The organism is Mesorhizobium sp. BHbdii, assembly GCF_053848045.1.
In genome coordinates this window covers 127599-152378 of record NZ_JBSPKX010000002.1, presented here as the reverse complement: position 1 = coordinate 152378, position 24780 = coordinate 127599, and the positions used below count along the sequence as shown (strand labels likewise).

At 62.6% G+C, this 24780-nt stretch carries 25 protein-coding genes and 1 pseudogene; 14 read left to right on the top strand and 12 right to left on the bottom strand.

Features of this window, described 5'->3' with window-relative positions:
- The first annotated feature begins 99 nt into the window (after nt 1-99).
- From ACWTU8_RS13410 to ACWTU8_RS13390, 5 genes and pseudogenes are all read left to right on the top strand, one after another.
- Nucleotides 100-1317, top strand: coding sequence for a urate hydroxylase PuuD (locus tag ACWTU8_RS13410; RefSeq protein WP_455848549.1), 1218 nt, complete (start codon nt 100-102; stop codon nt 1315-1317).
- Nucleotides 1318-1319: 2 nt separating this feature from the next.
- On the top strand, nt 1320-2645 hold the full coding sequence (gene guaD / locus ACWTU8_RS13405) for a guanine deaminase (RefSeq protein ID WP_455848548.1): 1326 nt from the start codon (nt 1320-1322) through the stop codon (nt 2643-2645).
- A gap of 20 nt (nt 2646-2665) precedes the next feature.
- Nucleotides 2666-3399 (top strand): annotated as a pseudogene (locus ACWTU8_RS13400) (aspartate/glutamate racemase family protein).
- Between the two features lie 47 nt (nt 3400-3446).
- Nucleotides 3447-3950: a heme-degrading domain-containing protein gene (locus ACWTU8_RS13395; protein ID WP_029347573.1), complete on the top strand. Its 504-nt coding sequence runs from the start codon at nt 3447-3449 to the stop codon at nt 3948-3950.
- Nucleotides 3947-5212 carry a glycerate kinase type-2 family protein gene (locus tag ACWTU8_RS13390; protein ID WP_455848547.1) on the top strand — a complete coding sequence of 422 codons (1266 nt, stop codon included), beginning with the start codon at nt 3947-3949 and terminating at the stop codon, nt 5210-5212. The genes ACWTU8_RS13395 and ACWTU8_RS13390 overlap by 4 nt, the downstream gene beginning before the upstream one ends.
- Nucleotides 5213-5214: 2 nt before the next feature.
- Here ACWTU8_RS13390 and ACWTU8_RS13385 read toward each other — a convergent pair whose 3' ends face one another.
- The 3 genes from ACWTU8_RS13385 to ACWTU8_RS13375 all read right to left on the bottom strand — a co-directional run bounded on the left by ACWTU8_RS13385 (nt 5215) and on the right by ACWTU8_RS13375 (nt 8844).
- Entirely contained in the window at nt 5215-5955 is a 741-nt protein-coding gene (locus tag ACWTU8_RS13385) for a UdgX family uracil-DNA binding protein (RefSeq protein ID WP_455848546.1), read from the bottom strand.
- 71 nt (nt 5956-6026) lie between these two features.
- Complete coding sequence (locus tag ACWTU8_RS13380) at nt 6027-7412, bottom strand: glutamine synthetase family protein (protein WP_455848545.1); 1386 nt, start codon at nt 7410-7412, stop codon at nt 6027-6029.
- Between the two features lie 49 nt (nt 7413-7461).
- The gene (locus ACWTU8_RS13375; protein ID WP_455848544.1) at nt 7462-8844 is read right to left on the bottom strand and encodes an aspartate aminotransferase family protein; all 1383 of its coding nucleotides are present in this window, start codon (nt 8842-8844) and stop codon (nt 7462-7464) included.
- A gap of 165 nt (nt 8845-9009) precedes the next feature.
- Between ACWTU8_RS13375 and ACWTU8_RS13370 the strand changes: the two genes are divergently transcribed.
- The gene (locus ACWTU8_RS13370) at nt 9010-9462 is read left to right on the top strand and encodes a hypothetical protein (RefSeq protein WP_455848543.1); all 453 of its coding nucleotides are present in this window, start codon (nt 9010-9012) and stop codon (nt 9460-9462) included.
- Nucleotides 9463-9473: 11 nt separating this feature from the next.
- On the opposite strand, the gene ACWTU8_RS13365 is transcribed toward ACWTU8_RS13370, so the two are convergent.
- The 4 genes from ACWTU8_RS13365 to ACWTU8_RS13350 form a co-directional block, all read right to left on the bottom strand.
- Nucleotides 9474-10448, bottom strand: coding sequence for a WD40 repeat domain-containing protein (locus tag ACWTU8_RS13365; protein ID WP_455848542.1), 975 nt, complete (start codon nt 10446-10448; stop codon nt 9474-9476).
- A 121-nt stretch (nt 10449-10569) separates the two neighbouring features.
- Nucleotides 10570-11097, bottom strand: a complete 528-nt coding sequence (locus ACWTU8_RS13360; RefSeq protein ID WP_455848541.1) for a GNAT family N-acetyltransferase — start codon at nt 11095-11097, stop codon at nt 10570-10572.
- Nucleotides 11094-11372, bottom strand: a complete 279-nt coding sequence (locus tag ACWTU8_RS13355) for a type II toxin-antitoxin system TacA family antitoxin (RefSeq protein ID WP_455849052.1) — start codon at nt 11370-11372, stop codon at nt 11094-11096. Before ACWTU8_RS13355 ends, ACWTU8_RS13360 begins: the two co-directional genes overlap by 4 nt.
- Before the next feature lie 73 nt (nt 11373-11445).
- The gene (locus tag ACWTU8_RS13350; protein WP_455848540.1) at nt 11446-12498 is read right to left on the bottom strand and encodes a CobW family GTP-binding protein; all 1053 of its coding nucleotides are present in this window, start codon (nt 12496-12498) and stop codon (nt 11446-11448) included.
- A gap of 196 nt (nt 12499-12694) precedes the next feature.
- On the opposite strand from ACWTU8_RS13350, the gene ACWTU8_RS13345 reads away from it, so the two are divergent.
- Both ACWTU8_RS13345 and ACWTU8_RS13340 read left to right on the top strand, forming a co-directional pair.
- On the top strand, nt 12695-13420 hold the full coding sequence (locus tag ACWTU8_RS13345; protein WP_455848539.1) for an intradiol ring-cleavage dioxygenase: 726 nt from the start codon (nt 12695-12697) through the stop codon (nt 13418-13420).
- 218 nt (nt 13421-13638) lie between these two features.
- Nucleotides 13639-14109, top strand: coding sequence for a MarR family winged helix-turn-helix transcriptional regulator (locus ACWTU8_RS13340; RefSeq protein ID WP_036267548.1), 471 nt, complete (start codon nt 13639-13641; stop codon nt 14107-14109).
- A gap of 16 nt (nt 14110-14125) precedes the next feature.
- On the opposite strand, the gene ACWTU8_RS13335 is transcribed toward ACWTU8_RS13340, so the two are convergent.
- On the bottom strand, nt 14126-15004 hold the full coding sequence (locus tag ACWTU8_RS13335; RefSeq protein ID WP_455848538.1) for an AraC family transcriptional regulator: 879 nt from the start codon (nt 15002-15004) through the stop codon (nt 14126-14128).
- A 35-nt stretch (nt 15005-15039) separates the two neighbouring features.
- Here ACWTU8_RS13335 and ACWTU8_RS13330 point away from each other — a divergent pair, with 35 nt between their 5' ends.
- The 5 genes from ACWTU8_RS13330 to ACWTU8_RS13310 all read left to right on the top strand — a co-directional run bounded on the left by ACWTU8_RS13330 (nt 15040) and on the right by ACWTU8_RS13310 (nt 19092).
- Nucleotides 15040-15447 (top strand): DUF2000 family protein, encoded by a 408-nt coding sequence (locus tag ACWTU8_RS13330; RefSeq protein WP_455848537.1) that lies wholly within the window; start codon nt 15040-15042, stop codon nt 15445-15447.
- Between the two features lie 153 nt (nt 15448-15600).
- Nucleotides 15601-16485, top strand: a complete 885-nt coding sequence (locus ACWTU8_RS13325; protein WP_455848536.1) for a DMT family transporter — start codon at nt 15601-15603, stop codon at nt 16483-16485.
- 122 nt (nt 16486-16607) lie between these two features.
- A complete protein-coding gene (locus tag ACWTU8_RS13320) occupies nt 16608-17630 on the top strand; it encodes a LacI family DNA-binding transcriptional regulator (protein ID WP_082982104.1) in 1023 nt (340 codons plus the stop codon).
- On the top strand, nt 17627-18610 hold the full coding sequence (locus tag ACWTU8_RS13315; RefSeq protein ID WP_455848535.1) for a 2-hydroxyacid dehydrogenase: 984 nt from the start codon (nt 17627-17629) through the stop codon (nt 18608-18610). Before ACWTU8_RS13320 ends, ACWTU8_RS13315 begins: the two co-directional genes overlap by 4 nt.
- A gap of 83 nt (nt 18611-18693) precedes the next feature.
- Nucleotides 18694-19092 carry a hypothetical protein gene (locus tag ACWTU8_RS13310; RefSeq protein WP_455848534.1) on the top strand — a complete coding sequence of 133 codons (399 nt, stop codon included), beginning with the start codon at nt 18694-18696 and terminating at the stop codon, nt 19090-19092.
- Between the two features lie 21 nt (nt 19093-19113).
- Here ACWTU8_RS13310 and ACWTU8_RS13305 read toward each other — a convergent pair whose 3' ends face one another.
- A complete protein-coding gene (locus tag ACWTU8_RS13305; protein WP_455848533.1) occupies nt 19114-19887 on the bottom strand; it encodes a gamma-glutamyl-gamma-aminobutyrate hydrolase family protein in 774 nt (257 codons plus the stop codon).
- Between the two features lie 290 nt (nt 19888-20177).
- Here ACWTU8_RS13305 and ACWTU8_RS13300 point away from each other — a divergent pair, with 290 nt between their 5' ends.
- On the top strand, nt 20178-21287 hold the full coding sequence (locus ACWTU8_RS13300) for a TRAP transporter substrate-binding protein (RefSeq protein ID WP_029347597.1): 1110 nt from the start codon (nt 20178-20180) through the stop codon (nt 21285-21287).
- 62 nt (nt 21288-21349) lie between these two features.
- Here the strand turns inward: ACWTU8_RS13300 and ACWTU8_RS13295 are convergent, their stop codons facing one another.
- The 3 genes from ACWTU8_RS13295 to ACWTU8_RS13285 are packed head-to-tail and all read right to left on the bottom strand — an operon-like array spanning nt 21350 to nt 24745.
- Nucleotides 21350-22372 carry a zinc-dependent alcohol dehydrogenase family protein gene (locus ACWTU8_RS13295; protein WP_455848532.1) on the bottom strand — a complete coding sequence of 341 codons (1023 nt, stop codon included), beginning with the start codon at nt 22370-22372 and terminating at the stop codon, nt 21350-21352.
- A gap of 19 nt (nt 22373-22391) precedes the next feature.
- A complete protein-coding gene (locus tag ACWTU8_RS13290; RefSeq protein WP_455848531.1) occupies nt 22392-24164 on the bottom strand; it encodes a TRAP transporter large permease in 1773 nt (590 codons plus the stop codon).
- Nucleotides 24161-24745 (bottom strand): TRAP transporter small permease subunit, encoded by a 585-nt coding sequence (locus tag ACWTU8_RS13285; protein ID WP_455848530.1) that lies wholly within the window; start codon nt 24743-24745, stop codon nt 24161-24163. The genes ACWTU8_RS13290 and ACWTU8_RS13285 overlap by 4 nt, the downstream gene beginning before the upstream one ends.
- Between the last annotated feature and the right edge of the window lie 35 nt (nt 24746-24780).

The window sequence follows — 24780 nt, the reverse complement described above, 5'->3', positions numbered from 1 at the left end:
AGTATTTTCCATTTTTTTTTGAAAGTCATCGTGCAGCTCGGCCCTTTCCGTTTGCGCTCCAGTCCGTAAAGTCAGCCGATCGGCAGGGACGACTTTTCAATGTTGGATTTCGCAATTTTCTGGGACTGGCTGAGTTTCGCCGTGCGCTGGCTGCATGTCGTCACCAGCATAGCCTGGATCGGTTCATCCTTTTATTTCGTCGCGCTCGATCTTGGCTTGCGCCAGCGTCCGGGCATGCCTGTCGGCGCCTTCGGCGAGGAATGGCAGGTGCATGGCGGCGGCTTCTATCACATCCAGAAATATCTGGTGGCGCCGGCCGAAATGCCCGAGCACCTGACCTGGTTCAAATGGGAATCCTACGCCACCTGGCTGTCGGGCTTTGCCATGCTGTGCGTGGTTTACTATGCGGGGGCGGACCTGTTCCTGATCGATCCCAATGTGCTTGCCATGTCGGTGCCTACAGGCATCGTGCTGTCACTGGCGACGATCGGCGTCGGCTGGGTGGTCTACGATCTCTTATGCCGTTCGCCTCTTGGCAACAGCGACACCGGCCTGATGCTGGTGCTCTATGGCGTGCTTGTGTTCATCGCCTGGGGTCTTACCCACCTGTTCACCGGCCGCGCCGCCTTCCTGCATCTTGGCGCTATCACCGCAACGATCATGTCGGCCAATGTCTTCATGGTCATCATCCCGAACCAGAAGATCGTCGTCGCCGACCTGATCGCCGGCCGCAAGCCCGACCCGAAATACGGCAAGATTGCGAAGCAGCGCTCGCTGCACAACAATTACCTGACGCTGCCCGTTTTGTTCCTGATGCTGTCGAACCACTACCCGCTGGCGTTCGGCACCGAGTTCAACTGGGTGATCGCCTCGCTGGTTTTCACCATCGGCGTGCTGATCCGGCACTATTTCAACACCATGCATGCGCGCAAGGGTAACCCGACCTGGACCTGGCTGGCTGCCGCCGTCCTGTTCGTCATCATTATCTGGCTGTCAACGGTGCCGAAAGTGCTGACCGGCGAAGTCAAGGCGTCCTCGGCGGCACAGGTCTATGTCGCCTCGGCGCACTTTCCCGCAGTGCGCGACACGGTGCTTGGCCGCTGCTCGATGTGTCATGCGCGGGAGCCATCCTACGAGGGCATCTATCACGCGCCGAAAGGTGTGATGCTCGACACGGACGCCGGTATCGCCGAGCAGGCCCGCGAGATCTACCTGCAGGCCGGCCGTAGCCACGCGATGCCGCCCGCCAACGTCACCCATATCACCGACAAGGAACGGGCGTTGCTGGTGGCATGGTTCGAGGAGGCAGGGAAATAAGCATGACCAGCACGCTCCTGCGCGGCCGCACGCTGTCCTTTCTGCGCTGGCCTGAGACAGTCGACGATCATTCCGCCTGGCGCTACGAGGACGACGGCGGCCTGCTGCTCCGCGACGGCAGGATCGTTGCCGCGGGCGCCTTCGCCGACGTCGAGAAAAAAGCTGATGAAGGCGCAAAAAAGATCGACCACCGCCCGCACCTGCTGCTGCCTGGTTTCATCGACGCGCATGCGCATTTTCCGCAGATGCAGGTCATCGCTTCCTATGGCGCGGAACTGCTCGACTGGCTGAACACTTACACTTTTCCCGAGGAGACAAAATTCCAGAACGCACAGCATGGCCGCCGCATCGCCAGGCTGTTCCTCGACGAGATGGTGCGCCACGGCACGACGACAGTCGCCACCTATTGCTCGGTCCACAGGGAATCGGCCGAAGCGTTCTTCGCCGAGTCGCATGACCGCAACATGCTGAACATCGCCGGCAAAGTGATGATGGATCGCAACGCGCCGGAGGGCGTGCTCGACACAGCGCAGTCGGGCTATGACGACAGTAAAGCGCTGATCGCCGAATGGCACGGCAAGGGGCGCCAGCACTATGCCATCACACCGCGCTTCGCCATCACCTCATCACCCGAGCAGTTGGAGATGGCAGGCGCGCTCTGCCGCGAATATCCTGATCTGCACATGCAGACGCATCTGTCGGAAAACCACGCCGAGATCGCCTTTACGCTGCAACTTTACCCGCAGGCACGCGACTATACCGATGTTTACGAGCATTATGGGCTGCTCGGGCGCAAAAGCCTGTTCGGCCACTGCATCCATCTGTCGGAACGCGAGGCGGATGCGCTTTCGGAATCAGGCTCGGTGGCGGTGTTCTGCCCGACCTCGAACCTGTTCCTCGGTTCGGGCCTGTTCGATTACCAGCGCTACCGCACGCGTGACAAAGCCCTCCGGATCGCCGCCGCCACCGATATCGGCGGCGGCACCAATTACTCGATGCTGCGCACCATGGATGAGGGTTATAAGGTGATCGCGCTGAACGGCGAGAAGCTCAACCCGTTCCAGTCGTTCTGGCAGCTCACCCGCGGCAATGCCGAGGCTCTGTCGGTCGTGGAAAAAGTCGGCACGCTCGACCAAGGCAGCGATGCCGACATCATCGTCCTCGATGCCCGCGCCACGCCGGCCATGCGGCTGCGGATGGAGACGGCGGACACGCTGGCGGAGGAACTGTTTCTGCTGCAGACACAGGGCGACGACCGCGCCGTGCGCGAGGTCTATGTCGCCGGACGTGCGATGAAAAGCGATCTGGGACTTAACGTCGGGCTATGAAGTAATCGGTGGGTTCAAGCATGACAGTGCGCCAGTCCAAGCTGATCGGAATGGTCGGAGGAATGAGCTGGGAGTCGAGCGCCCTCTACTACCGGCTGCTGAACGCGGCCGCACATCGCCGGCTTGGCGGCCATCACAATGCGCGCTCCGTGCTGTTCACGCTCGATTTCGACGAACTTAACACCATGGCTTCCATGGGTCGATGGGATAGCGTCGGTGAAAGAGTTGCCGAGGCCGCGCGGTGCCTGGAAAGGGCCGGGGCAGACTTCGTGATCATCACGGCGGTAACCCCGCACTCGGTTGCAGATCAGGTTGAGGCGGCGATTGGTATTCCGTTGCTCCACCTGGCCGATCCGACTGCAGTTGCGATTCGCAACGGGGGTTTCTCGCGCGTCGGACTTTTGGGAACCGGTACACGATGGAGATGGATTTCTTCAGACAACGGCTCAGGGACCGTCATGGCCTCGACGTGATCACGCCGCTACAGGAGCAGCGCACCGCTCTGCACCGGATCATCGTTGACGAGCTGACCTTGGGCGCCGTCAAGAACGCCTCCAAGGCGGCGCTCCTGCAAATGGCGCGTGATCTCCAGGCCCGGGGCGCGGAAGCGATCATCGTCGGCTGCACCGAACTGCCGCTTCTGCTCGACACGGACGACTATCCTGTGCCAGCCTTCGACGTAACGGTTCTTCATGCCGAGGCCGCGGTCGATCTGGCGCTGGAGACGGATCCGCGTGAAGCATCCGAGGCTTGACCCGGCGGCAACCATCGGTCAAAGCGTGGGGTTGACAGGGGAACGACATGGCCGTTGCGGACGATATCGCTCTGATCCAGAAACAGGAAGCCGAGCTTGTCTTCCCGGCCTTTGATGAGGCTGTCGCCTTCAAGATCGGCTCGGCGATCCGCGACCGGGCACTAGCCGAGAATCTGCCGATCATCGTCGATATCAGAACCTTCGACCGGCCGCTGTTCTACGCGGCAATGCCGGGCTCAAACGCCTCCAATCCGGATTGGGCGCGGCGCAAGATCAACGTAGTGCGGCGGTTCCTGAAAAGCACCTACCGCATGGTGCTGGAGCAGCAGCGTCCCGACCGCAGCTTCAAGCCGGGCGAGGGGCTCGACATATCAGACTACGTGCTGGCCGGCGGCGGTTTTCCAGTCACGGTCAAGGGCGCCGGTGTGATCGGTGTGATCGCGGTCTCGGGCCTGCCGGAGCGCGAGGATCACGGCGTCGTCGTCGATGCGCTGTGCAGCCATCTCGGCGTCGACGGGTGCGAGCTGGCACTGCCGCCGGAAGCAAAATGACCGAGATCGATCCCAAGACCTTCCTCACCGCTATCTTCAATGCCGCCGTCGCCGCTGCCGATCCCCAGAGGACCATCAGGGATCACCTGCCGGCAAGGCCGAAAGGGCGCACCATCGTCGTCGGTGCCGGCAAGGGTTCGGCGCAGATGGCGGCGGCTTTCGAGAAGGTGTGGGACGGGCCGATCGAAGGGCTGGTCGTCACCCGCTACGGCTACGCTGCGGCATGCCAGCGCATCGAGATCATCGAGGCGGCGCATCCGGTGCCGGACGTCGCAGGGCTCGAAGCGTCGCGCCGGCTGCTCGAAAAAGTTCAGGGGCTGACCGCGGATGATCTGGTCGTGGCGCTCATTTCCGGCGGGGGCTCGGCGCTGCTGCCGGCGCCCGCGGAAGGTCTGACGCTGGCCGACGAGATCGCCGTCAACGAGGCGCTGCTCGCCTCCGGCGCGCCGATCGCCGCCATGAACACTATCCGCAAGCATGTTTCCATTATCAAGGGCGGTAGATTGGCCGCGGCCGCCTATCCGGCCAAGGTCATGTCGCTGGTCGTCTCCGACATTCCGGGCGACAATCCGGCGCTGGTCGCTTCCGGTCCGACCGTTCCCGATTCGGGCAGCCGCCAAGAGGCGCTGGCATCGATCGCCGCCTATGGCATGAAACTGCCGGCTGCGGTGATGGCGCACATCAATTCGCCGGCCGCAGATGCGCCGCGCGCCGACGATTCGCGTTTTTCGCGCAACGAAGTGCATCTGATCGCCTCGGCCGGCGTATCGCTGGAAGCGGCTGCAGCCGAAGCTAGGCGCCATGGCATCGAGGCGGTCATCCTCTCCGATTCCATCGAGGGCGAGGCACGCGAGGTCGGCGGTGTCCACGCTGCGATCGCCCGCGAAGTCGCGACGCGCAACCGGCCCTTCCGAAAGCCCGTGTTGGTCTTGTCTGGTGGAGAGACGACGGTGACTTTGCGGGCAAAAGGCAAGGGCGGCCGTAACAGCGAGTTCCTGCTCGCCTTCGCTATCGGCATCAGCGGCATGGATGGCATCCACGCGCTGGCCGCTGACACCGACGGCATCGACGGCTCTGAGGACAATGCCGGCGCCTTCGCCGATGGCTCGACGGTGTCGCGGATGCGGGCGACGGGCGTCGATGCTAAGGCCATGCTCGCCGGCAACAATGCCTGGACGGCATTCAACGTCGTCGGCGATCTTTTTATGCCCGGCCCGACCGGGACGAATGTCAATGACCTAAGGGCGATCCTGGTCAGATAGGTTCAGGCCGCCATCAGCTTTTTTACCGCCTTCATGTCCTGCAGGAACCGCTCGCGCTCGGCCTGTTTGTCCGCCGGCTCGCGAATACGCAGGATGAAGGACGGGTGGATGGTGACGAACACACGCAAGCCATCGTCGCGCTCCACGACCTCGCCGCGCATCTTCATGATCGGCACGACCTTGCCGAGCAGCGACTGCGCCGCTGTTGCGCCGAGCGCCACCGCCAGATTGGGCTTGATCATTTCGAGCTCCTTGTCGAGCCACCAGCGGCAGGCCTGCACCTCGCCGGCATTTGGCTTGGAGTGGATGCGCCGCTTGCCGCGCGGCTCGAATTTGAAATGCTTGACCGCGTTGGTGACATAGACTTTCAACCGGTCGACGCCGGCATCCTCAAGGATGGCGTCGAAGACCTTGCCCGCCGGCCCGACGAAGGGTTTGCCGGCCAAATCCTCCTGGTCGCCAGGCTGTTCACCGACGAAGATCACCTTGGCCTTGTCAGGCCCTTCGCCGAACACGGTCTGTGTTGCATTGCGCCAAAGCGGGCAGCGGCGGCAGGCTTTCGCCACTTCGCTGAGTTCGGGAATAGATCTTGCGTCGTCGCCTTCCGTCGTCTCAGGCAATTCAGGCTTCGGCCAGCGTCTTGCCTGCACCTTAGCGTGGCGTGGCGTGGGATTTGTCTGCATCCTGGCGATCATGGCTGATGCGGCCTTGTCCGCTGCTGCGATCAGACACGCAATGAGCAAAGCCCGCGGAAGGTTCCGTTGAAATTACATACGCCTGCGCCTTCACCGGCGGATGGCCGACAACGCGACGCCTACACCTCGTGCAGATAGAGATGATAATCCAATTCGCTGACCGTGCGCGCCACGCGCAGATATTCGGATTGCTTGATCGCCACAAATGTACGGTGCAGGTCTTCGCCCAGTGCGCCTTTGAGGAACGTCGACGCGCGCGCGGCCTCGATCGCGGCGCGCCAGTCCACCGGCATGGTCGTGCGCGTGATTGCCGATTCGTAGCCATTGCCGGTGGTTTCGGGGCCGGGATCGAGGCCTTCGTCGAGACCCTTAGTGATGCCGGCCAGCACAGTTGCCGCTACCAGATAGGGGTTGGCGTCGACGCCCGACGGCCGGTGCTCGATGCGCCGGTTTTTCGCATCACCCGCCGGCACGCGCAGCGCCACCGAGCGGTTGTTGACGCCCCAGGTCGGCGCCACCGGCGCATAGGATTGCGAAACGAACCGTCGCCATGAATTGGCGTGCGGCGCAAACACCAGCATCGATTCGGCCATGGTCTGGATGAGGCCGCCAAGGCCGCGCAGCAGCGGCAAGGACCAAGTCTCGCCGCTAGCCTCAGTGAAGACGTTCTTGCCGGCGTTGTCCCGCAGCGAGACATGGAAATGCATGCCAGAGCCGGCATACTTCTCGATCGGCTTGGCCATGAAGCAAGCGGTGACGCCGTGGCGGCGCGCCTGTGCCCGCACCAGCCGCTTCAGCATGACAAGGTCGTCGGCCGCGCGGATCACGTCCTGGCGATAGTTCAGCGTCAGCTCGTACTGGCCGGGCGCATATTCGGAAATGACCGTCTCGGCCGGGATGCCTTGCACCTTGGCCGCGGCATAGATGTCGGAAAACAGCGGCTCCATACCGTGCAGATGGTCGACGGAATAGACCTCGGTCTTGGCCGAGCGTCGGCCGTCGAGCACCGCGTGCGCCGGCTGCACCTTGCCGTCGGCGTCGCGCTCGTTGGCGAGCAGGAAGAATTCGAGTTCGAAGGCGCCGGCCGGATGCAGGCCCTTGGCCGCCAGTATCTCCACCTGACGGGCCAGCGCCAGCCGCGGGTCGGAGGACATGGGCTGACCGTCGAGATGGTACATCGCCATCAGCACCTGGCCGCGCGGCGGCTGTGTGCCGAACAGCGGTACCAGCGTACCCGGAATCGGCCATGCTCTGAGATCGCCGTCGCCGGTCGTCCAGATCAGCCCAGTCTCGTGCACGTCCTCGCCGGTAATGTCGAGGCCGAGGATCGAGATCGGCATGTGCCGGCCGCCCTCGAAGATGCTCATCAGTTCGTGCCGGCGCACGATCTTGCCACGCCCGACGCCATTGGCGTCGGTCAGCACGATGTCGAACGCTTCGATTTCGGGATGGGCGTCGAGAAATTTCTGCGCCTCGGCAGGCGTCGAGCCCGAAGGTGATGTCATAATGGCGTTCAAAATTTGCTTGTGCGCTTCTCTCATGTGCAAGCTTGTCTCATGCCGCGAGCCTTGCCGCAACCGCGCCGAAGGCGGTGATCAGGCGGCTGACCTGGGTGGCGCTGGTCGCCGGCGAGATCAGCATCATGTTGTGGAACGGCGCTATCAGCACGCCGCGATTGACAAGTGCGACATGGATACCCGCTTCGAGCTCCGGCGCGTGCGCTGTTTCCGCCTCGCCGCCATTCCTCAGCGGGCCAGGCGCGCAGATGAACTCGACGCGGGCGCCAACTCGGGCAACATGCCAAGGCAGGCGGTAACGGTCGATGACCGCGGTCAGCCCTGCGTCGAGCCGCCGCGCCAGATGGTCCATATGGGCATAATTCCCGTCGGTCATCACTTCTTCGAGCGTGGCGCGCATCGCCGCGAACTGCAGCGGATTGGCCGACAGCGTCGTGCCCATGCCGGAATAGCCGGGCTGTTTCTGGCTATTATGGGCGGCATAGCGGGTGGCGACGTCTTCGCTCATCCCCCACACACTGGCCGGCACACCGCCGGCGATCGGCTTGCCGAGCACGAACAGGTCCGGCTCCAAGCCGTGTCTTCCGGTGTAGCCGCCCGGACCGGTCGAAATCGTGTGCGTCTCGTCGATCAGCAGCAGGGTGCCGGCCGCGCGGGTGAGACGCCGCAGCGCCTCGTGGAAGCCGGGGTCGGGCAGCACCATGCAGGAATTGGTCAGCACCGGCTCGGTGATGACGCAGGCGATATCCTTATTTCGGAGCACGGCCTCGAGTGCCGGCACATCGTTGAACTCGATGACATCGGTCGTCCGGGTCAGGTCGCGGAATTCGCCGGCCAGTCCCGGCCGGTTGGCCGGTCTGCCGCCGACCAGCCGCACCATCGTCTCGTCAACCGAGCCGTGATAGCAGCCGTTGAAGACCAGGATCTTTTCCCGGCCGGTGATGGTGCGGGCGACGCGCAGCGCAAAGCGATTAGCATCGGTCGCCGTCGTCGCGATCTGCCAGAACGGCAGGCCGAAGCGCTGTTGCAGCAACGGGCCGATCGCCACCGCATCTTCGGAAGGCAGCATGTAGGTGAGGCCGTGTCCGGCCTGCCGGCGGATGCCGCGCGCGACCGGCGGCGGCGAATGGCCGAACATCGAGCCGGTGTCGCCGAGGCAGAAATCGTCGAGCCGGTGGCCGTCGATATCGGTGATGGTGGCGCCTCTGGCGCTGTCGACCAGGATCGGAAACGGCGTCGGCCAGTCGTTCATCCAGTGCATCGGCACGCCGCCGAAGAAGCCCGGCAGGCCCTTGCCGACCTTGGCTGCCGATTTCGGCCTTGACTTGCGGAAGGCTTCGGCCTCGGTCTCGCGCAAATCGGCGATGCGGGCAGTGCTGATGCCGCCGATGGAAGTCTTTAAATGGTCGATTGTATGCATGAAGGTCCCTCTCATACGTCACTCTGCCAATCGGCGTGCGGAACCGCAATTGGCCGCACAGCTGTCCTGCATTGGTTCAGCGGCCACGGTGAAGAGGACGGGCGCTTGACCTGAGGGCATCCTCCAGCATCAATGCGGATAGGGTTTGTGGCTGGGGAAAGAAAGATGCGGACGATCTTCTGTGCAACAACGCTGCTGTTATCGGCCGGCTCGGCCTTTGCCACCGGCGGCATCTGGTGCTCGGCCGAGGATGCAGCGGTGAAATTCCAGGTCGAAGCCGGCGTCACCAGAGGCATGGGCGGTCCAACGTTCAATTTTCGCGGCGATCTCGAAATTCTCGGCAGACCCGTCGGCGACGATTTGCGCAAGACAGTGTTCGAGGATTCCAACCTCACGCAATACTGGCTCGACGGCAAGGAATTGCGGCTGCTCGTCTATCGCGAGCACGAGGTCGCAAACACCTACAGCTCTGTCGAACTGACGATCGTGACCAAGTCCAGTGAAGAAGGCACTTATGACGGGCGCTATTCGCTCGCCATCTATGAGGGCTCGGCTGACACGGGTGGCAATGGCATGCCTGCCGCGTTGACCGGCAAAGTCTCCTGCGGGGCCGAGTAGAGAACTCCCGGTTATGCGGAAATATCGATGACGCCGCAATCGCCGGCGGCACTGCCGAAGGCGACGCAGCGTTCCTCCCTATCCCACATCATCGAGGTGATGGCGCCCTTGCCCGGTCGGCGCAGAAGCACCTCTTTGGCGTCAGTGAAACGCACCGCCATCACCATACCGTCGTCATAGCCGACGGCGACGACATCCTGGCTTGGATGGCAGGCGACCGAGGTCACCATGGCGTTGCCGCGCGTGCCGAGTTCCAGCGGCGCCTTGCCCATCGGCCCATCCTTGCCCGAAAACGGCCAGACGATCGCCGCCGGTGCGCCGGAACTGGCCAGCCATTTTCCCTTGGCGCTCCACGACAGGCTTTTGACTTTGCCGGGATAGCCGCTCATGCGCATATGCTTGCCGTCGGCCAGCTTCCAGCCATGCAGGGCGTTCTCCTGCATGGTGGTGACGAGGAAGGCGCCATCCGGCGAGAAGGTGATGCCGGTATGGGCGCCGGCCCATTCCAGCTCGACCGGCTTGCCGTCCGCCGCCGGGAAATGCAGCGTCGCGCCATTGTAGCGGGCGACGCCGAAGCGCATGCCCTTGGGCGAGAACGCCAGCCCTTCGACCGAACGCGGATGCATGAATTCTTTAGTCTTGCCGTCGGCAAAGCGCACAAAAGCGATTTTGCCCGAGGCATAGGCGACGGCGCCTTGTGGTCCGGCGGCGACGCTGGTGATCCATTTTTTCCCGGCGCTTGCCAATTCTGCCGCATTGCCGCCGGCGGTAACCGAAAAAATCTTGCCGTCCTCGCCGCCGGTGATCAGCCGGTCGTTGGCCGCATCGTGGAACGCGGCGAGCAGCCCGTCATTGGCCTGCGCCGTCTTGTGGCCATGGTCCAGCCGATGGATTGTGCCGTCGGCCAGTGCGAAATGCGGTACGTCGCCAAGGAAGACGGCGGCGATGCAATGACCCTGGAGATCAAGTGGGGCGACTGTGGGCATGGCTATCGTGGTTCACAGCTAGACGGGATTGCAGGGGCGGTTCAGGCGGCTTACTCGACGTTTGCGGTTCCGGCAACCATGAGGATCTGCATCGAAACCACAATTGTGGCGACTCCGATCGTCAAAGCAGTCCCTTGGCCCGCAGACCAGTTGCGAAGATCGCCAATGGCATCACCAAGGTCAAATCCTGGCCTTGGAGGCTCTCGGCACCATAGCTGGCATACAACCGTGCTCCCCGCTCTTTCTTGGCGTCGATGATGAGCAGGATGCCGCCGCCCTCACCTGCAAGCCGCAGGCAGCGCAACGCTGCGGCGGCTAGCAGCTGACCTCCGAGCCCTTGCCCGGCGACGGCGCGGGCGGTCGCAAGCCGGGCAAGCTTGAAGCCGGAAACCTCGTGTCGCGCCAAGCCTCTCGTCATGGCGTCGGGGACTGCTTCATGGGCTACAGCGGAAGGGGCGATTGTATAGAGACCGAGGAGCCGGTCCGAAGCCGCGTTGTCGATTGCACAGAAGGTCTTGGCCGCGTTCTGATCGTGGCTCTGCCGTGCGAACCGCCGCAGAAAATCGTTCATCTGCGCATCACCGCAACCGAAAGAAGCCCGATCGTGGCGTTTCGCAATCGACTCCTCGTGCCAGAACGGAAGCGTCACACAGTATCCGGCAAGGCAGCGATCGCCGCTCGCAGCCTAGCATTGGGTTTCGGCGGGTTCTCAAGTAGGTCAAGGATGCGTGTGAAGTCGCGGTTGGACGCCCTCATCACCTCGGCAACTTCGATCACGGCCTGCGCTTCGGGTACGATCTTGTCGAGGATGAAATCGGCCATGTCCTTGTGCGACAGCGCAGCTGCGCGGGCGATGATCGCCTTCTGCGCCGGTGGAATGCGTATCTGATAACGTTCGGTTTTATTGTCGGCGGATCTGGATATAATCTGTCCGCTTTTGCACTTCTGTACACATGATATGTGTACAGAAGGCAGTAACCAACCCCTATTCGGTCCGTTACGCCTGGCAGGCGTCGAAGCTCTTCTTAAGGCGCTCGGCGTCGAGCTCGCGGCCGATGAACACCAGCCGGCTCTCGTGCTTCTCGCCGTCCTTCCAGGCGCGCTGGTGGTCGCCCTCGATGATCATGTGGACGCCCTGGATAACGTAGCGCTCGTCATCGCCCTTGAGCGCGATGATGCCCTTCAGCCGCAGGATGTTCGGGCCTTCCATCTGGGTGATCTTCTCGATCCACGGGAAGAACTTCTTCGGGTCCATCTCGCCGCCGCGCAGCGACACCGATTGCACCGTCACGTCATGGATATCGGAAGGGTGCGTGTGATGATGGTGGTCATGCCCGTCATGGTGATGATGCCCATCATGATCGTGATGGTCATGGTCATCATGGTCGTCATGCGCCTCAAGGAAGTGCGGATCGTTCTCCAGCGCTCGGGAAAGATCGAAGGCGCCACGGTCGAGCACCTCGGACAGCGCCAGGCCGGCGCGGGTGGTGCGATGAATCCTGGCCGCCGGGTTGATCGCGCGGATCGTCGCCTCGACCTTGCTCAGTTCCTCCGGCGTGACGAGATCGGTCTTGTTGAGCACGACGACATCGGCAAAGGCGATCTGGTCCTCGGCTTCGCGGGAATCCTTCAGCCGCAACGGCAGGTGCTTGGCGTCGACCAGCGCCACCACGGCGTCGAGCCTGGTCTTGGAGCGCACATCGTCGTCCATGAAGAAGGTCTGCGCCACAGGCACCGGATCGGCGAGGCCGGTCGTCTCCACCACGATGGCATCGAAACGGCCCGGCCGGCGCATGAGACCCTCGACAACGCGGATCAGGTCGCCGCGCACCGTGCAGCAGACGCAGCCATTGTTCATCTCGTAGATTTCCTCGTCGGATTCCACGATCAGCTCGTTGTCGATGCCGATCTCGCCGAACTCATTGACGATGACGGCGTAGCGCTTGCCGTGGTTTTCCGAAAGGATGCGGTTGAGCAGCGTCGTCTTGCCGGCGCCGAGATAGCCGGTGAGAACGGTTACGGGGATCTGCGTCGTCTGTGCGTCGTTCATGTTGGGCCTCGAAAAGGATTGTTGGCTCCATATAGGATGTGCGCCGTGCTTTTGCACGCGGCAAACCGATGGGCCAAACACGTCGCCAACATTGCCGGCTTTCCCAACATCGCTGAACTTTCATTGGCGCTGGCGGATTTCACTGCCTAGATAAGAACAAGGCAGCTTGCTCGAAAGAAACCAAAAGAGGCGCCGAATGTCCGACAAACCGTCCCCGTTGAGCCGGCGTCAGGCGCTCGGCTTCATTGCCGTCAGCGCCGGCGGCGGCGTCTTCCTTCCGGGCATCGCGCTGGCTCAGCAGGCCTCGCCCTATGTCGGGCTTGCCCTGTTCGATAGCGGTGCCGGCGTTTGCGCGATCACGCCGGAAGCGACTGAGGGGCCGTTCTATTTCGACCCGAAGCTCCAGCGCGCCGATATCACCGAAGGCAAAGCGGGCATTGCTCTCAATGTGCGGCTGCAGGTGGTCGACGCGGCCTGCCGACCGCTTGCCGGCGCGCGTGTCGACATCTGGCATTGCGACGCGCAAGGGCATTATTCAGGCTATCCGGGACAAGGCGACGGCCAGGACGTCGATACGTCAGGCCAGAGTTTTCTGCGCGGTTGGCAAAAGACCGACGAGAGCGGTATCGTCTCGTTCGCCACCATCTATCCCGGCTGGTATCGCGGCCGCACCACCCACATCCACTTCAAGGTCTTCCCCAACGATAATTCGGTGATGACCGGCCAGCTGTTTTTCCCCGATAGTCAGAGCGAGCAGATATTCACCACTGTCGCGCCTTACACCGACCGGTCGGGCAAGCGCGATACGTCGAATGCCAGGGACGGTATCGCGCGGCGCGCTGGGCCGCTGTCGCAGGCGGCGCTGCGCGAGGTGGCGGAGGCCTACCAAGCCTTGATGATCGTCGCGATGAAGGCTGGTTGAGTCTCGTCGTATGTGGAGTGCTCCTGCTGCAAGCGTCCCACCTCTACCGAAAAGTCGTTTGTCATCTAACTGAAATAAACATCTGGCATTAGCCACGGCGGACACCGCATTGCTTGCCGGCAAAGCTGTTTTGCAAAGCCGGATCTTTTGATCGTCGATTGCCAACCGGGCGGCTGCCTCTATGCTGTCCGCACCGGTTCGGCCGAAGAGGGATGACCATGGCCAAGGCGGACAAGACTGCGACAATGAGCCGGCTGCATTCGGCGGCGCGGCTGGCACGTACTGCGCTGGCGGCGCGGCTTCTAGGGCACGGCTTCTATGCCGGTCAGGACCAGATCATGCTCGCACTCGACCGTGAGGACGGGCAGACGCCCGGCAATCTTGCCGGTCGCCTCGGTGTGCGCCCGCCGACCATCACCAAGACCATCAACCGGCTGCAGGCGCAGGGCTTCCTGGAAAAGCGCGCCTCTTCCGCCGATGCCCGCCAGGCCCATATCTTTCTGACCGACACGGGCCGCGAAATCATTCATGCCATCGAGAAATCGGTGAAGAAGACCGAGAAGCAGGCGCTGAAGGGTCTCGATAAAAAGGACCAGAAGGCGCTGTTCAAGCTGCTCGCCCGCGTTGAGGCGAACCTCTCGAACGGCGAGATGGTTCTCGTCGACGATGAGATCGACGCCGACGAATGATCAGCGGCTGACCCCATCAGGCAGCGGCTGCTGACGATCCATGGACCAATGCCGACCAGCGGCCCGGCGTGACACCGAACGCTTTCTTGAAGTGTCTGTTGAAATGACTTTGGTCGCTGAACCCGGCCGCTATCGCGATCTGCGCCAGTGGCTCGCTTGCCTCGATCATGCGGCGTGCTCGTTGAAGCCGGCGCATCAAGAGAAAGCGATGCGGGCTGGTGGAGAAGGCAGCACGGAAATGCCGCGATAGGGCGTAGCGATCCAGCCCGGTGATCGCCTCCAGCTCGTCGGAGCGGACGATACTGAAAACATTCTCTTCCAGATAGTCGCGCGCCAGGCTGGCCGCGCGCCATGCTGTCCTTGGGATCGGTTTCGCCGGCAGGCCTGCATGCCGTGCCAGGCTTTGCATCAGCTGCGCAATGAAGTCGGCGACAAACAGATCGTCCAGCTTCTGGTCCAACGGCCCCAGCGCCGAAAGCAGCCTCGTGCGGAAGACAGGATCCGTCAGCACGGCATCCCTGACGAAAGGCAGCGATGCGTCGATCGTATCAAGGCAGTTCAGCACGACGGACGGCTCCAGATAAAGCATCCTGTAACGCAGGCCCTCTTCGGTGCCGGCACCGCCGTCGTGCAATTCGTCGGGATGGAGCACGATAATCTGGCCGGGCAGGCTATGATGCGACGCGCCGCGATAACGGAAACTCTGGACGCCATGCAGCGTCACGCCGATGGCGTAGGTATCGTGACGATGGAGATCAAACGCGCTGCCGTGGAACCGGGCCTCGATACGCTCCATGCCGGCGGAATCGGGTGCCGAGATGACGCAGTTCTCAGCCGCGTCAACGCACAAACGTCCAAGACCTTGGAAGGCCTCGCCATCTAGACTGTGTGACATCGCTTCACTCACAAACCTCGAATGGCAAATGTCTCATGTTCGACACGAAATTTGCAATCGTGCTGCAGGACGACCTTCCCATCTGGCAAAAGCTCAATGTCACCGCCTTCCTGACCAGCGGTATCGTTGCGCAGTATAGCGACATAATCGGCGAACCCTATCGCGACCGCGCCGGCAATATCTACAATCCGCTCTCGATCCAGCCGGTCATCGTGCTTTCGGCCGATCGCCCGACGCTCAGTGCGATCCACCGGCGGGCGCTGGACCGCGGTGTGACGACCTCGCTCTACGTCGACGAAATGTTTTCGACCGGCCACGACGCGGCGAACCGCGCCGTCTTTGCCCAATTCGCACCCGATGACGCCAAGGTCGTCGGCATCGCGGTGCGTGCCGAAAACAAGCTTGTCGACAAGATCACCAGGGGCGCCCGTATGCATCCCTAGTTTACGTAGTCAGCTGTTGTCAGCCTCCTCTGGCTTGCCGGCAGGTGACAATTGCCTCAAAGGTAGGGCTCTGCCCTGCTTCCATCCGGCCTGAAATTGAGTGCTCTCCCAAGACAAGACGAAAGCGCGACGCCTCCGGCGGCGATCCTCTGCATGCTTTCCGTCTATGTATTTTTCACCTTCCTCGACACCAGCAGCAAATATCTTGTCATGGCCGGCGTCTCGGCGCTGATCGTCGCCTGGGCTCGCTTCGCCGTCCATGTCGTGCTTGTCGGTGTCTTTCTGCGCGGATGGCGCGAGCCGGCGCGCTTTCGCGCCAACAATCTGCCGGCGCATATCCTGCGCGGCGCCTTCCTGTTCGGATCGACCATTTGCAACGTCATGGCGCTGCGAACCTTGCAGCTGGCCGAAACCACATCGATCTATTTCTTCGCGCCGATGGTGATCACAGCAATCGCCGGTCCTTTGCTCGGTGAATGGGCTGGCTGGCGGCGCTGGCTGGCAATCCTGAGCGGCTTCGTCGGCGTCCTCATCATCACCCGGCCAGGCGTTGGCGTCTTTGGCGTCGGCCATCTCTTTGCGCTCGGCTCGATGCTGTCGAACTGTTTTTACGTCATCATGACGCGGCGCATGTCGGCCACGGAAACCTCGGAGAGCCTCATTCTCTTTTCGGCGCTGGCGCCGGCCGTACTTCTCCTGCCGATGCTGCCGTTTTCGCTTTCGCTGCCGCAGGATAGCTGGCACTGGTTCATCCTGCTGATGCTTGGCGTCTTTGGCGCAATCGGCCACTGGCTCCTGGTTCAGGCCTATCGTCTTGCCACCACCACGGCATTGGCTCCCTATCCCTATTCACAGATGATCTGGATGATCATTGCCGGCTGGATTGTCTTCAACCAGTTTCCCGACCGCTGGACGCTCGTCGGGGCGATCGTCATCGTCGCCAGCGGCCTTTACATCGTCCATCGCGAGCACCGGCTTCGCGTGCGCAACCGCGCCGCCCTCGACGTCGAGGTGGAAGCGCTGGCAAAAAAACTTTGATTTGTTCCGGAAGGGTGGCATAAGGCCGCGTTTAAACTGTTTAGATCATGATCCCGAAAGTGGAATCCGGTTTTCGCTGGAGATCATGGTTCAGCTCTAGATCGTCGGGGGAGCGCAAGGCGCTGGCACAGAAGATCAAGCTTTCGACGATCGCGGATGCGCTCGGTGTGTCCACGGCCACGGTCTCGCTGGCTCTGCGCGACAGTCCGCTGGTTGCCGGAAACACCCGCGACCGCATCAAGGAACATGCCCGCGCAATCGGCTATATCTACAATCGCCGTGCCGCCAGCCTGCGCACCTCGCGTTCGGGCATCGTCGGCGTCGTCGTTCACGACATCATGAACCCGTTCTTCGCCGAGATACTGCGCTCGATCGAAAGCGAGCTCGATCGCAGCCGGCAGACCTTCATCCTGTCGAACCATTACGACCAGCTCGAAAAGCAGCGCACCTTCATCGACACGCTTTTGCAGCTCGGCGCCGACGGCGTCATCATGTCGCCGGCCATCGGCACGCCGCCCGAAGACATATTCATGGCCGAGGAAAACGGCCTGCCCGCGGTGCTGATCGCGCGCACCGTCGAAGGCGCCGACGTGCCGGTGTTTCGCGGCGACGATGCCTACGGCACTGGGCTTGCCACCAACCATCTGATCTCGCTCGGCCATAAGCGCATCGCCATGGTCGGCGGCACCGACCAGACCTCGACCGGCCGCGATCGCTACCAGGGCTATGTCAACGCTATGGAGGCGGCCGGGCTGGAGGTCAGGCCGTCCTGGCGCATCGCGGGTCCGCGCACCAAGCAGGCCGGCTTCGAGGCCGCCGGGCAGTTCCTTGCGCTGAAGGACAAGCCGACCGCGGCCTGCTGCTGGAACGACCTCGTCGCCATCGGCCTGATGAACGGTATTGCACGCGCCGGGCTGGTGCCGGGCATTGACATCTCCGTCACCGGCTATGACGATCTCGAGGAGGCGGCGATCGCGACGCCGGCGCTGACCACCGTGTGGAACGGCCAGCGTGAAGTCGGCCGCCGCGCAGCCAGCGCGCTGCTCGACAAGCTCAATGGGCAGATGGTGCGGCCGTCGCAGGAACTGATCAAGCCGGAACTGCATGTGCGCCAGTCGACCGGCAAACCGGTGGAGCGTGAATGACAAAAGCCGAACAGCAGCAAGCAGTCGCCATTCTGGTGCCGGGCCAATTCAATGATCATGCGGTCGGTCGCATCGACCGGACGTTCAGCCGCGTCTGGATCGAACGGGCCGATGCGTCGCTGGTCACCGACGAGCTGCGCCGGACGGTGCGCGGCATTGCCGCCTTTGGCGGGATCAACGCAGCCCTCATCGACGCGCTGCCGAACCTCGAGATCATCGCCAATTTCGGCGTCGGCTATGATTCGGTCGATGCCCGTCACGCAGCACAGCGCGGTGTCATGGTCACCAACACGCCTGACGTGCTGACCGAGGAGGTCGCCGACACGGCGATCGGGCTTTTGATCAACACCATCCGCGATCTGCCGCGCGCCGAGACCTGGCTGCGCGACGGCAGTTGGGCACGCAACGGCAACTATCCGCTAAGCCGGCTGACTTTGCGCGGTCGCAGCGTTGGCATTTTCGGCATGGGCCGCATTGGTCTCGCCATTGCGCGCCGGCTAGAGGCCTTTGGGCTGCCGATCGCCTATCACAATCGGCGCCGCGTCGAAGGCCTGGCCTACGAATACCACGGCACGCTGAAAGGCCTTGCCGAGGCGGTCGATACACTGATCTCGGTGGCGCCCGGCGGCGCCTCGACGGAAAAGGCGGTCAACGCCGAGATCCTGTCGGTGCTTGGCCCGAATGGCGTCTTCGTCAACATCGGTCGCGGCAGTACGGTGGACGAGGCAGCTCTTGCCGCAGCCCTGGCCAATGGCACCATCGCAGCTGCCGGGCTCGACGTCTTCGCCGATGAGCCGAACGTGCCGCCGGCGCTGCTCGCCGCTCCCAACACCTCGCTTTTGCCGCATGTCGGCTCGGCTTCGGAACATACCCGCCGCGCCATGGCCGATCTGTGCGTAGACAATCTGATTTCCTGGTTTTCGGAAGGGAGGGCGCTGACGCCGGTGCCGGAAACGGAAAAGGTCAAGGCGCGCAGCTGAGTGGCACGCTTTCTTATTTGTTAACTACGGCTTAACGCTTTGAAATCATTCTATATCTTTCGCCAAACACCCGGAGAGCGCAGATGAAAGCACTTGCTGCATTGATGGCGGTGGCCGCGCTGTTCGGCAGCGTTCAGCTGTTTCACGGCGGCAGCGGCGAAGGCCGCACAGCCGCCGATGAGCCAACGCCGTCGCCCGACGACTACAGGCTGGTGGCCAATGGCGACGAAGCCTCCTGCGCGGTCAAGCGCGGCACTGAGATTTCGCATGGCCTGTCGCTGTTGACGGTCACTGCGAATTGCCGCCGGGTCTTGCCCGGCATCGAGCGCGCGAAATTCTGGCGTGAGCAGGATGACGGCACGGTCACCTTCAGCGCGAACGGCATCGACCCGATCGTCACTTTCGGCGTCGCCGACGGCGACGGTTATGAATCCTACGCGCCAGCCCTGCCGCTGCTGTCGCTGGCGGCCGGCAGCGATTGATGTTGACGTGTGACCGCTGAACTATTCCGCGGCGGCCCGCGTGCCGGATTTCGCTGCGGCGTGCAGGCGCACCGCGTCGCCGAAGGCGCGGAATATCCTTGCTGAGATGCTGTCCGACTTGACCCAGTATTCGGGATGCCACTGGACGCCGACGGCGAAAGCACGGGCGTCCCGCACCGAAACCGCCTCGACCGTGCCGTCAGTGGCGACCGCCTCTATCTGCAGCTTCGGGCCGAGCCGGTCGATGGCCTGGCGGTGCACCGAATTGACCATAATGTCGCCCGCCCCGAACACGCCGGCGAGGCAGGTTCCAGGCTTGATCGAAATGGACTGGCGGATGGCGAAGCGTTCGTCCTGATTGTCGCTCGCCGGTGCGCGATGGTCCAGCGATCCCTCGCGCTCCTGAATCTCTGTGGCCAGCGTGCCGCCCAGCGCCACATTCATTTCCTGGATGCCGCGGCAGATGGCGAGCAGCGGCACGCCGCGCTCCACTGCCTTGCGGATCAACGGCAGCGTCGTCGCGTCGCGGGCAGGATCGTAGGGACCATTGGCCTCGCTGGCATCGCCGCCATAGAGCGAGGGATGCACATTGGACTTCGAACCGGTGACCACGACGCCGTCGACCGATGACAGGAGTTCGTCGAAATCGAGCCGGTCGCCGAAGGACGGCACCAGCACCGGGAATACGCCGGCGCCCGAAAGCGCCGCCTCCAGATATTGCTGCGGAACGGCATGCCAGGTGTAGTTATCGAACTGGCGGACGTCGGTCGATATGGCGACGAGCGGCTGCTGCATTTTTGATCCGGGTTCCATTCAGTGCAGGGACATATTCTGCCTTTAAAATAGGCGATCCGAAGGGGCTTTGCCATGACAAGTTCGGCATGTCGCATGGTCCACGGAAACGGCGTTAGACTTAAGTTGCAAGAAGTGCGTTCGCGCCGCGAATTTCGCGGAAACGCCGCCGGCAAAACCGGCTGCCATGGCTGGACTCGACTTCTTGCCCGTGTATTGTCTGCCGCGAAGCCGATCCGGGGCACAGAGCATTTTCCCGAACGTCGGTCTATTGATCCAATAGGGAGGACTTCATGGATCGTCGATCATTCATCCGCAAGGCCGGCGCGACCGGTGTGGGCGCCGCGGCGGCTACAGCAGCGCTTGCCGCGCCGGCTATCGCCCAATCCAATCCGAAAGTGACATGGCGCCTGGCGTCGTCGTTCCCGAAATCTCTCGACACGATCTACGGCGGCGCCGAGGTCTTTTCCAAGATGCTTGCGGAGGCAACCGACGGCAACTTCCAGGTCCAGGTCTTCGCCGCAGGTGAACTCGTGCCCGGCCTGCAGGCCGCGGACGCCACCACCGCCGGCACCGTCGAGGCCTGCCATACGGTGGCATATTATTATTGGGGCAAGGACCCGACATGGGCGCTGGGCGCTGCGGTTCCGTTCTCGCTCAACGCGCGCGGCATCAATGCCTGGCATTACCACGGCGGCGGCATCGACCTGTTCAACGAGTTTCTCGCCACGCAGGGCCTTTTTGGCTTGCCGGGCGGCAATACCGGCGTGCAGATGGGCGGCTGGTTCCGCAAGGAGATCAACACCGTCGCCGACCTTTCGGGCCTCAAGATGCGCATCGGTGGCTTTGCCGGCAAAGTGGTGGAAAGGCTCGGCGTGGTGCCGCAGCAGATCGCCGGCGGCGACATCTATCCGGCGCTGGAAAAAGGTACCATAGACGCCGCCGAGTGGGTCGGCCCTTATGACGATGAGAAACTCGGATTCTACAAGGTCGCGCCCAATTATTATTATCCCGGCTGGTGGGAAGGCGGGCCGACCGTCCATCTGATGTTCAACAAGGCGAAATACGAAGAGCTTTCACCGGCCTATAAGGCGCTGGTGCACACCGCCGCGCAGGCCGCCGACGCCAACATGCTGCAGAAATACGACTTTCTGAATCCGGCGGCCGTGAGGCGGCTGGTGTCCGGGGGCGCCAAATTGCGCCCGTTCAGCCCGGAAATTTTGGCAGCCTGCTTCGAAAAGGCAAACGAGGTCTATGCCGAGATGGAAGCCTCGAACGCGCCGTTCAAGAAGATCTGGGACTCGATCAAGGCGTTCCGCAAGGAGCACTATCTCTGGGCGCAGGTGGCCGAGTACAATTACGACACCTTCATGATGGTCCAGCAGCGCACCGGCAAGCTCTGACAACAGTTATGGCGCCACGCGATCTTCGGACGCGTGGCGCCGTCACACTTCGATTTGCCGGATCAGCGCGGCACAACCAGCACCTTGACTTCGCCTGGCGCAGGCGGATTGGCGATCACCGCAGCCGCCTCCTCAAGCGTCACATGCCGTGAGATGAGCTTGTCGATCTCGATCGCACCCGAGGCGATGAGATCGGCGGCCCGGCGATGCGTAAACGGATTGAGAAACGAGCCCAGGACCCTCAATTCCCGGAACAACAGGTCGAAAGGTTCGAACTCGGCCTTCATGCCTTGAGGCATCACGCCGACGACGACAACCGTACCGCCGGCTTTGGCCAGCCGCATCGATTGCTCGACTGTCTCTCTTACGCCAGCACATTCGAACACCACATCGACACCGCCTGGCATCAGGCCCGACGCACCGACGACCGTGTCGATGATATCGCAAGCGCTTGGGTCGACCGTCGCCGTTGCGCCCAATTCTTCGGCGAGGGCACGCCGCGAGGCCTGCCGCGTCGACAGGATGATTGTCGTCGCGCCGGCAAGCCTCGCCAGTTGCACGGTGAGCAGGCCGATCACGCCGCCGCCAAGCACGGCGACCGAGGAGCCGGGTCTGATCTGCGCCAGGTCGAAGCCATGCAGGCAGCAGCCAAGCGGCTCGCAGAACGCGCCATGCGTCGGCTTCAGGTCTTTCGGAAGGGAGAAGGCCTGCTTCTGAGGCAGCACGACATATTCGGCGAAGCCGCCGTCGCGGCGGATGCCGATGGCAATCAGATTATGGCAGAGATTGATGCGACCGGCATGGCAGTGCGGACAGCTCCCGCAGGCGATGTTGGGATCGCCGGTGACGCGGTCGCCGACCGAAAAGCCGGACACTCCGGTTCCAATCGCCTCGACGATCCCGGAGAATTCATGTCCGAGCGTCACCGGCGGCGTACAGGGAAATTCGCCATGGAAAAGATGCCGGTCGGTTCCGCAGACGCCGCATGCCTCGATCCGCACCAGGAGATCGTCCGGCCCGGCGGCCGGTTTGCCGACCTCCCGCAGGGCGATACTGCCTACGCCTTCCAGCCGCACCGCTTTCATCTCTGTTGCGCCTCTGGCATCAATTGAAACTCGGTGGTTGGGACAGATCGGGTGCTGGCGCTGCTGGCTTGGCAGGCGGCGTTTCACCGAAATTCGGCGGCTGCGACAGGTCCGGTGCAGGCGCGGTCGGCGCCGTGCCGCCATCCGCCGGCGGTGTGCCAAGCGGCGACAGGCCCGGCGTTTCCGGTACCTGGTAATCGATCGTACCCGGGTCGACTGGCGTGCCCTTGTAGTGCATCACCATCTGCGGGAAAGCGATGGTCAGGCCGATCATGATGACCTGGATGCAAACGAAGGGAACCGCGCCCCAATAGATCTGGCCGGTGGTCACCGGTGCGATCTGTTTGCCGGTGAGGCGATCCAGATAGGGCACCCGGGCGGCGACCGAGCGCAGGTAGAACAGCGCGAAGCCGAAGGGCGGGTGCATGAAGCTGGTCTGCATGTTGACGCCGAGCAGCACGCCGAACCAGATCAGGTCGATGCCGAGTTTGTCGGCAGCCGGCGCCAAAAGCGGCACGATAATGAAGGCGAGCTCGAAGAAGTCGAGGAAGAAGGCGAGCAGGAACACGAGGATGTTCACCCCGATCAGGAAGCCAATTTCGCCGCCCGGCAGCGATGTCAGGAGGTGTTCGACCCAGATATGGCCGTTGACGCCGTAGAAGGTGAGCGAGAACACCCGCGCGCCGATCAGGATGAACAGCACGAAGGACGACAGCCGCGTCGTGGACGCCAGCGCCTGCTTGATCACGTCCAGCGACAGACGCCCTTTCATCGCCGCCATGATCAGCGCGCCGACGGCGCCCATGGCGCCGCCCTCGGTCGGGGTGGCGATGCCGAGAAAGATGGTGCCTAATACCAGGAAGATCAGCGCCAGCGGCGGAATCAGCACGATGATCACCTGCTGCGCCAGCCGCGACATCATGTTGATCTTCAGGCGCTGGTCGGCGATCGCCAAGACGTAGATGAAAACCACGCCGATGGTGGCGCCGAGAATGTCGGCGTTTTGGCCCTGCGACGGCGCAAGATAGCGACACGCCGCGTAGGAAACCACGACTGCCGTCAGCAGCGCGACCAGCAACGAGAGGATGCCGTGGCCGAGCGTGCGGGCCTCGAGCGGCAGGGCCGGCATCGACTTCGGCCGGACAATCGACATGATCAGGATGTAGAGCGTATAGAGGCCGGTCAGAACCAGCCCCGGGATCAGCGCGCCCGCATACATGTCGCCGACCGAGCGGCCGAGCTGGTCGGCCAGAACGATCAGCACCAGCGAGGGCGGAATGATCTGGGCGAGCGTGCCCGACGCCGCAATGACGCCGGACGCCACACGGCGGTCATAGCCGTAGCGCAGCATGATCGGCAGCGAGATCAGGCCCATGGCGATGACGGAAGCAGCCACCACACCCGTGGTTGCGGCAAGCAACGCACCGACGAAGATCACGGCATAGGCGAGGCCGCCGCGGATCGGTCCGAACAATTGGCCGATCGTATCGAGAAGGTCCTCGGCCATGCCCGATCGTTCGAGCACGATGCCCATGAACGTGAAGAACGGGATGGCCAGCAGCGTGTCGTTCGACATCACCCGGCTGCCGTAGAAATTGTCCGGCAGTGCGTGCAGCAGCGGCCAAGCGAGATTGATCGAGCCGCCCGAATAGGGCGACAGAAGGACACCGATAAAGAAGAACAGCAGGCCGTTGGCGGCGAGCGAAAACGCGACCGGGTAGCCGATCAGCAGGAAGATGACCAGCGAGGCGAACATGATCGGCGCCATGTTCTGGGCGATGAACTCGATCACGAGCGCACCTCTTCGGCGAGCGCCTTCGCTTCGAGTTCGGCCTGCTCATGGACCGATATGAATGGAGTGGGATCGTCCATCTCACCGCGCATGATGGCTATCTTCTTGATGATCTCCGAGATTCCCTGGAGCGCCAGCAGGAAAAAGCCGACCAGCAGGATCGCCTTTGCCGGCCAGATAATCAGCCCGCCGGAATTGTTCGACATTTCGCCGCTGCGAAACGACAGCGACACATAGGGAACGAAATAGATCACCATCAGCGTCACGAATGGCATCAGGAAAAAGAGATGACCGAGAAGGTCGATCCAGTGCTGCACGCGGCGCGAGAACATGCCGTAAACGATGTCGATGCGGATATGGTCGTTCTGCTTCAGCGTGTAGGCAGCGGCCAGCATGAAGGCCGCGCCGAACAAATACCACTGCAGTTCCAGCCAGGCGTTCGACGACATGTCAAACGTCTTGCGGATGACCGCATTGGCGGCGCTGACCAGGATTGCCAGCAGGATCAGCCACGACACCCATTTGCCGATGAATTCGTTCACACGGTCAATGGTTCTGGATAGAGCGAGAAGCCCTGCCATGCATTCCTCCCTTATGTCAGCAGCGGCGCGCCATC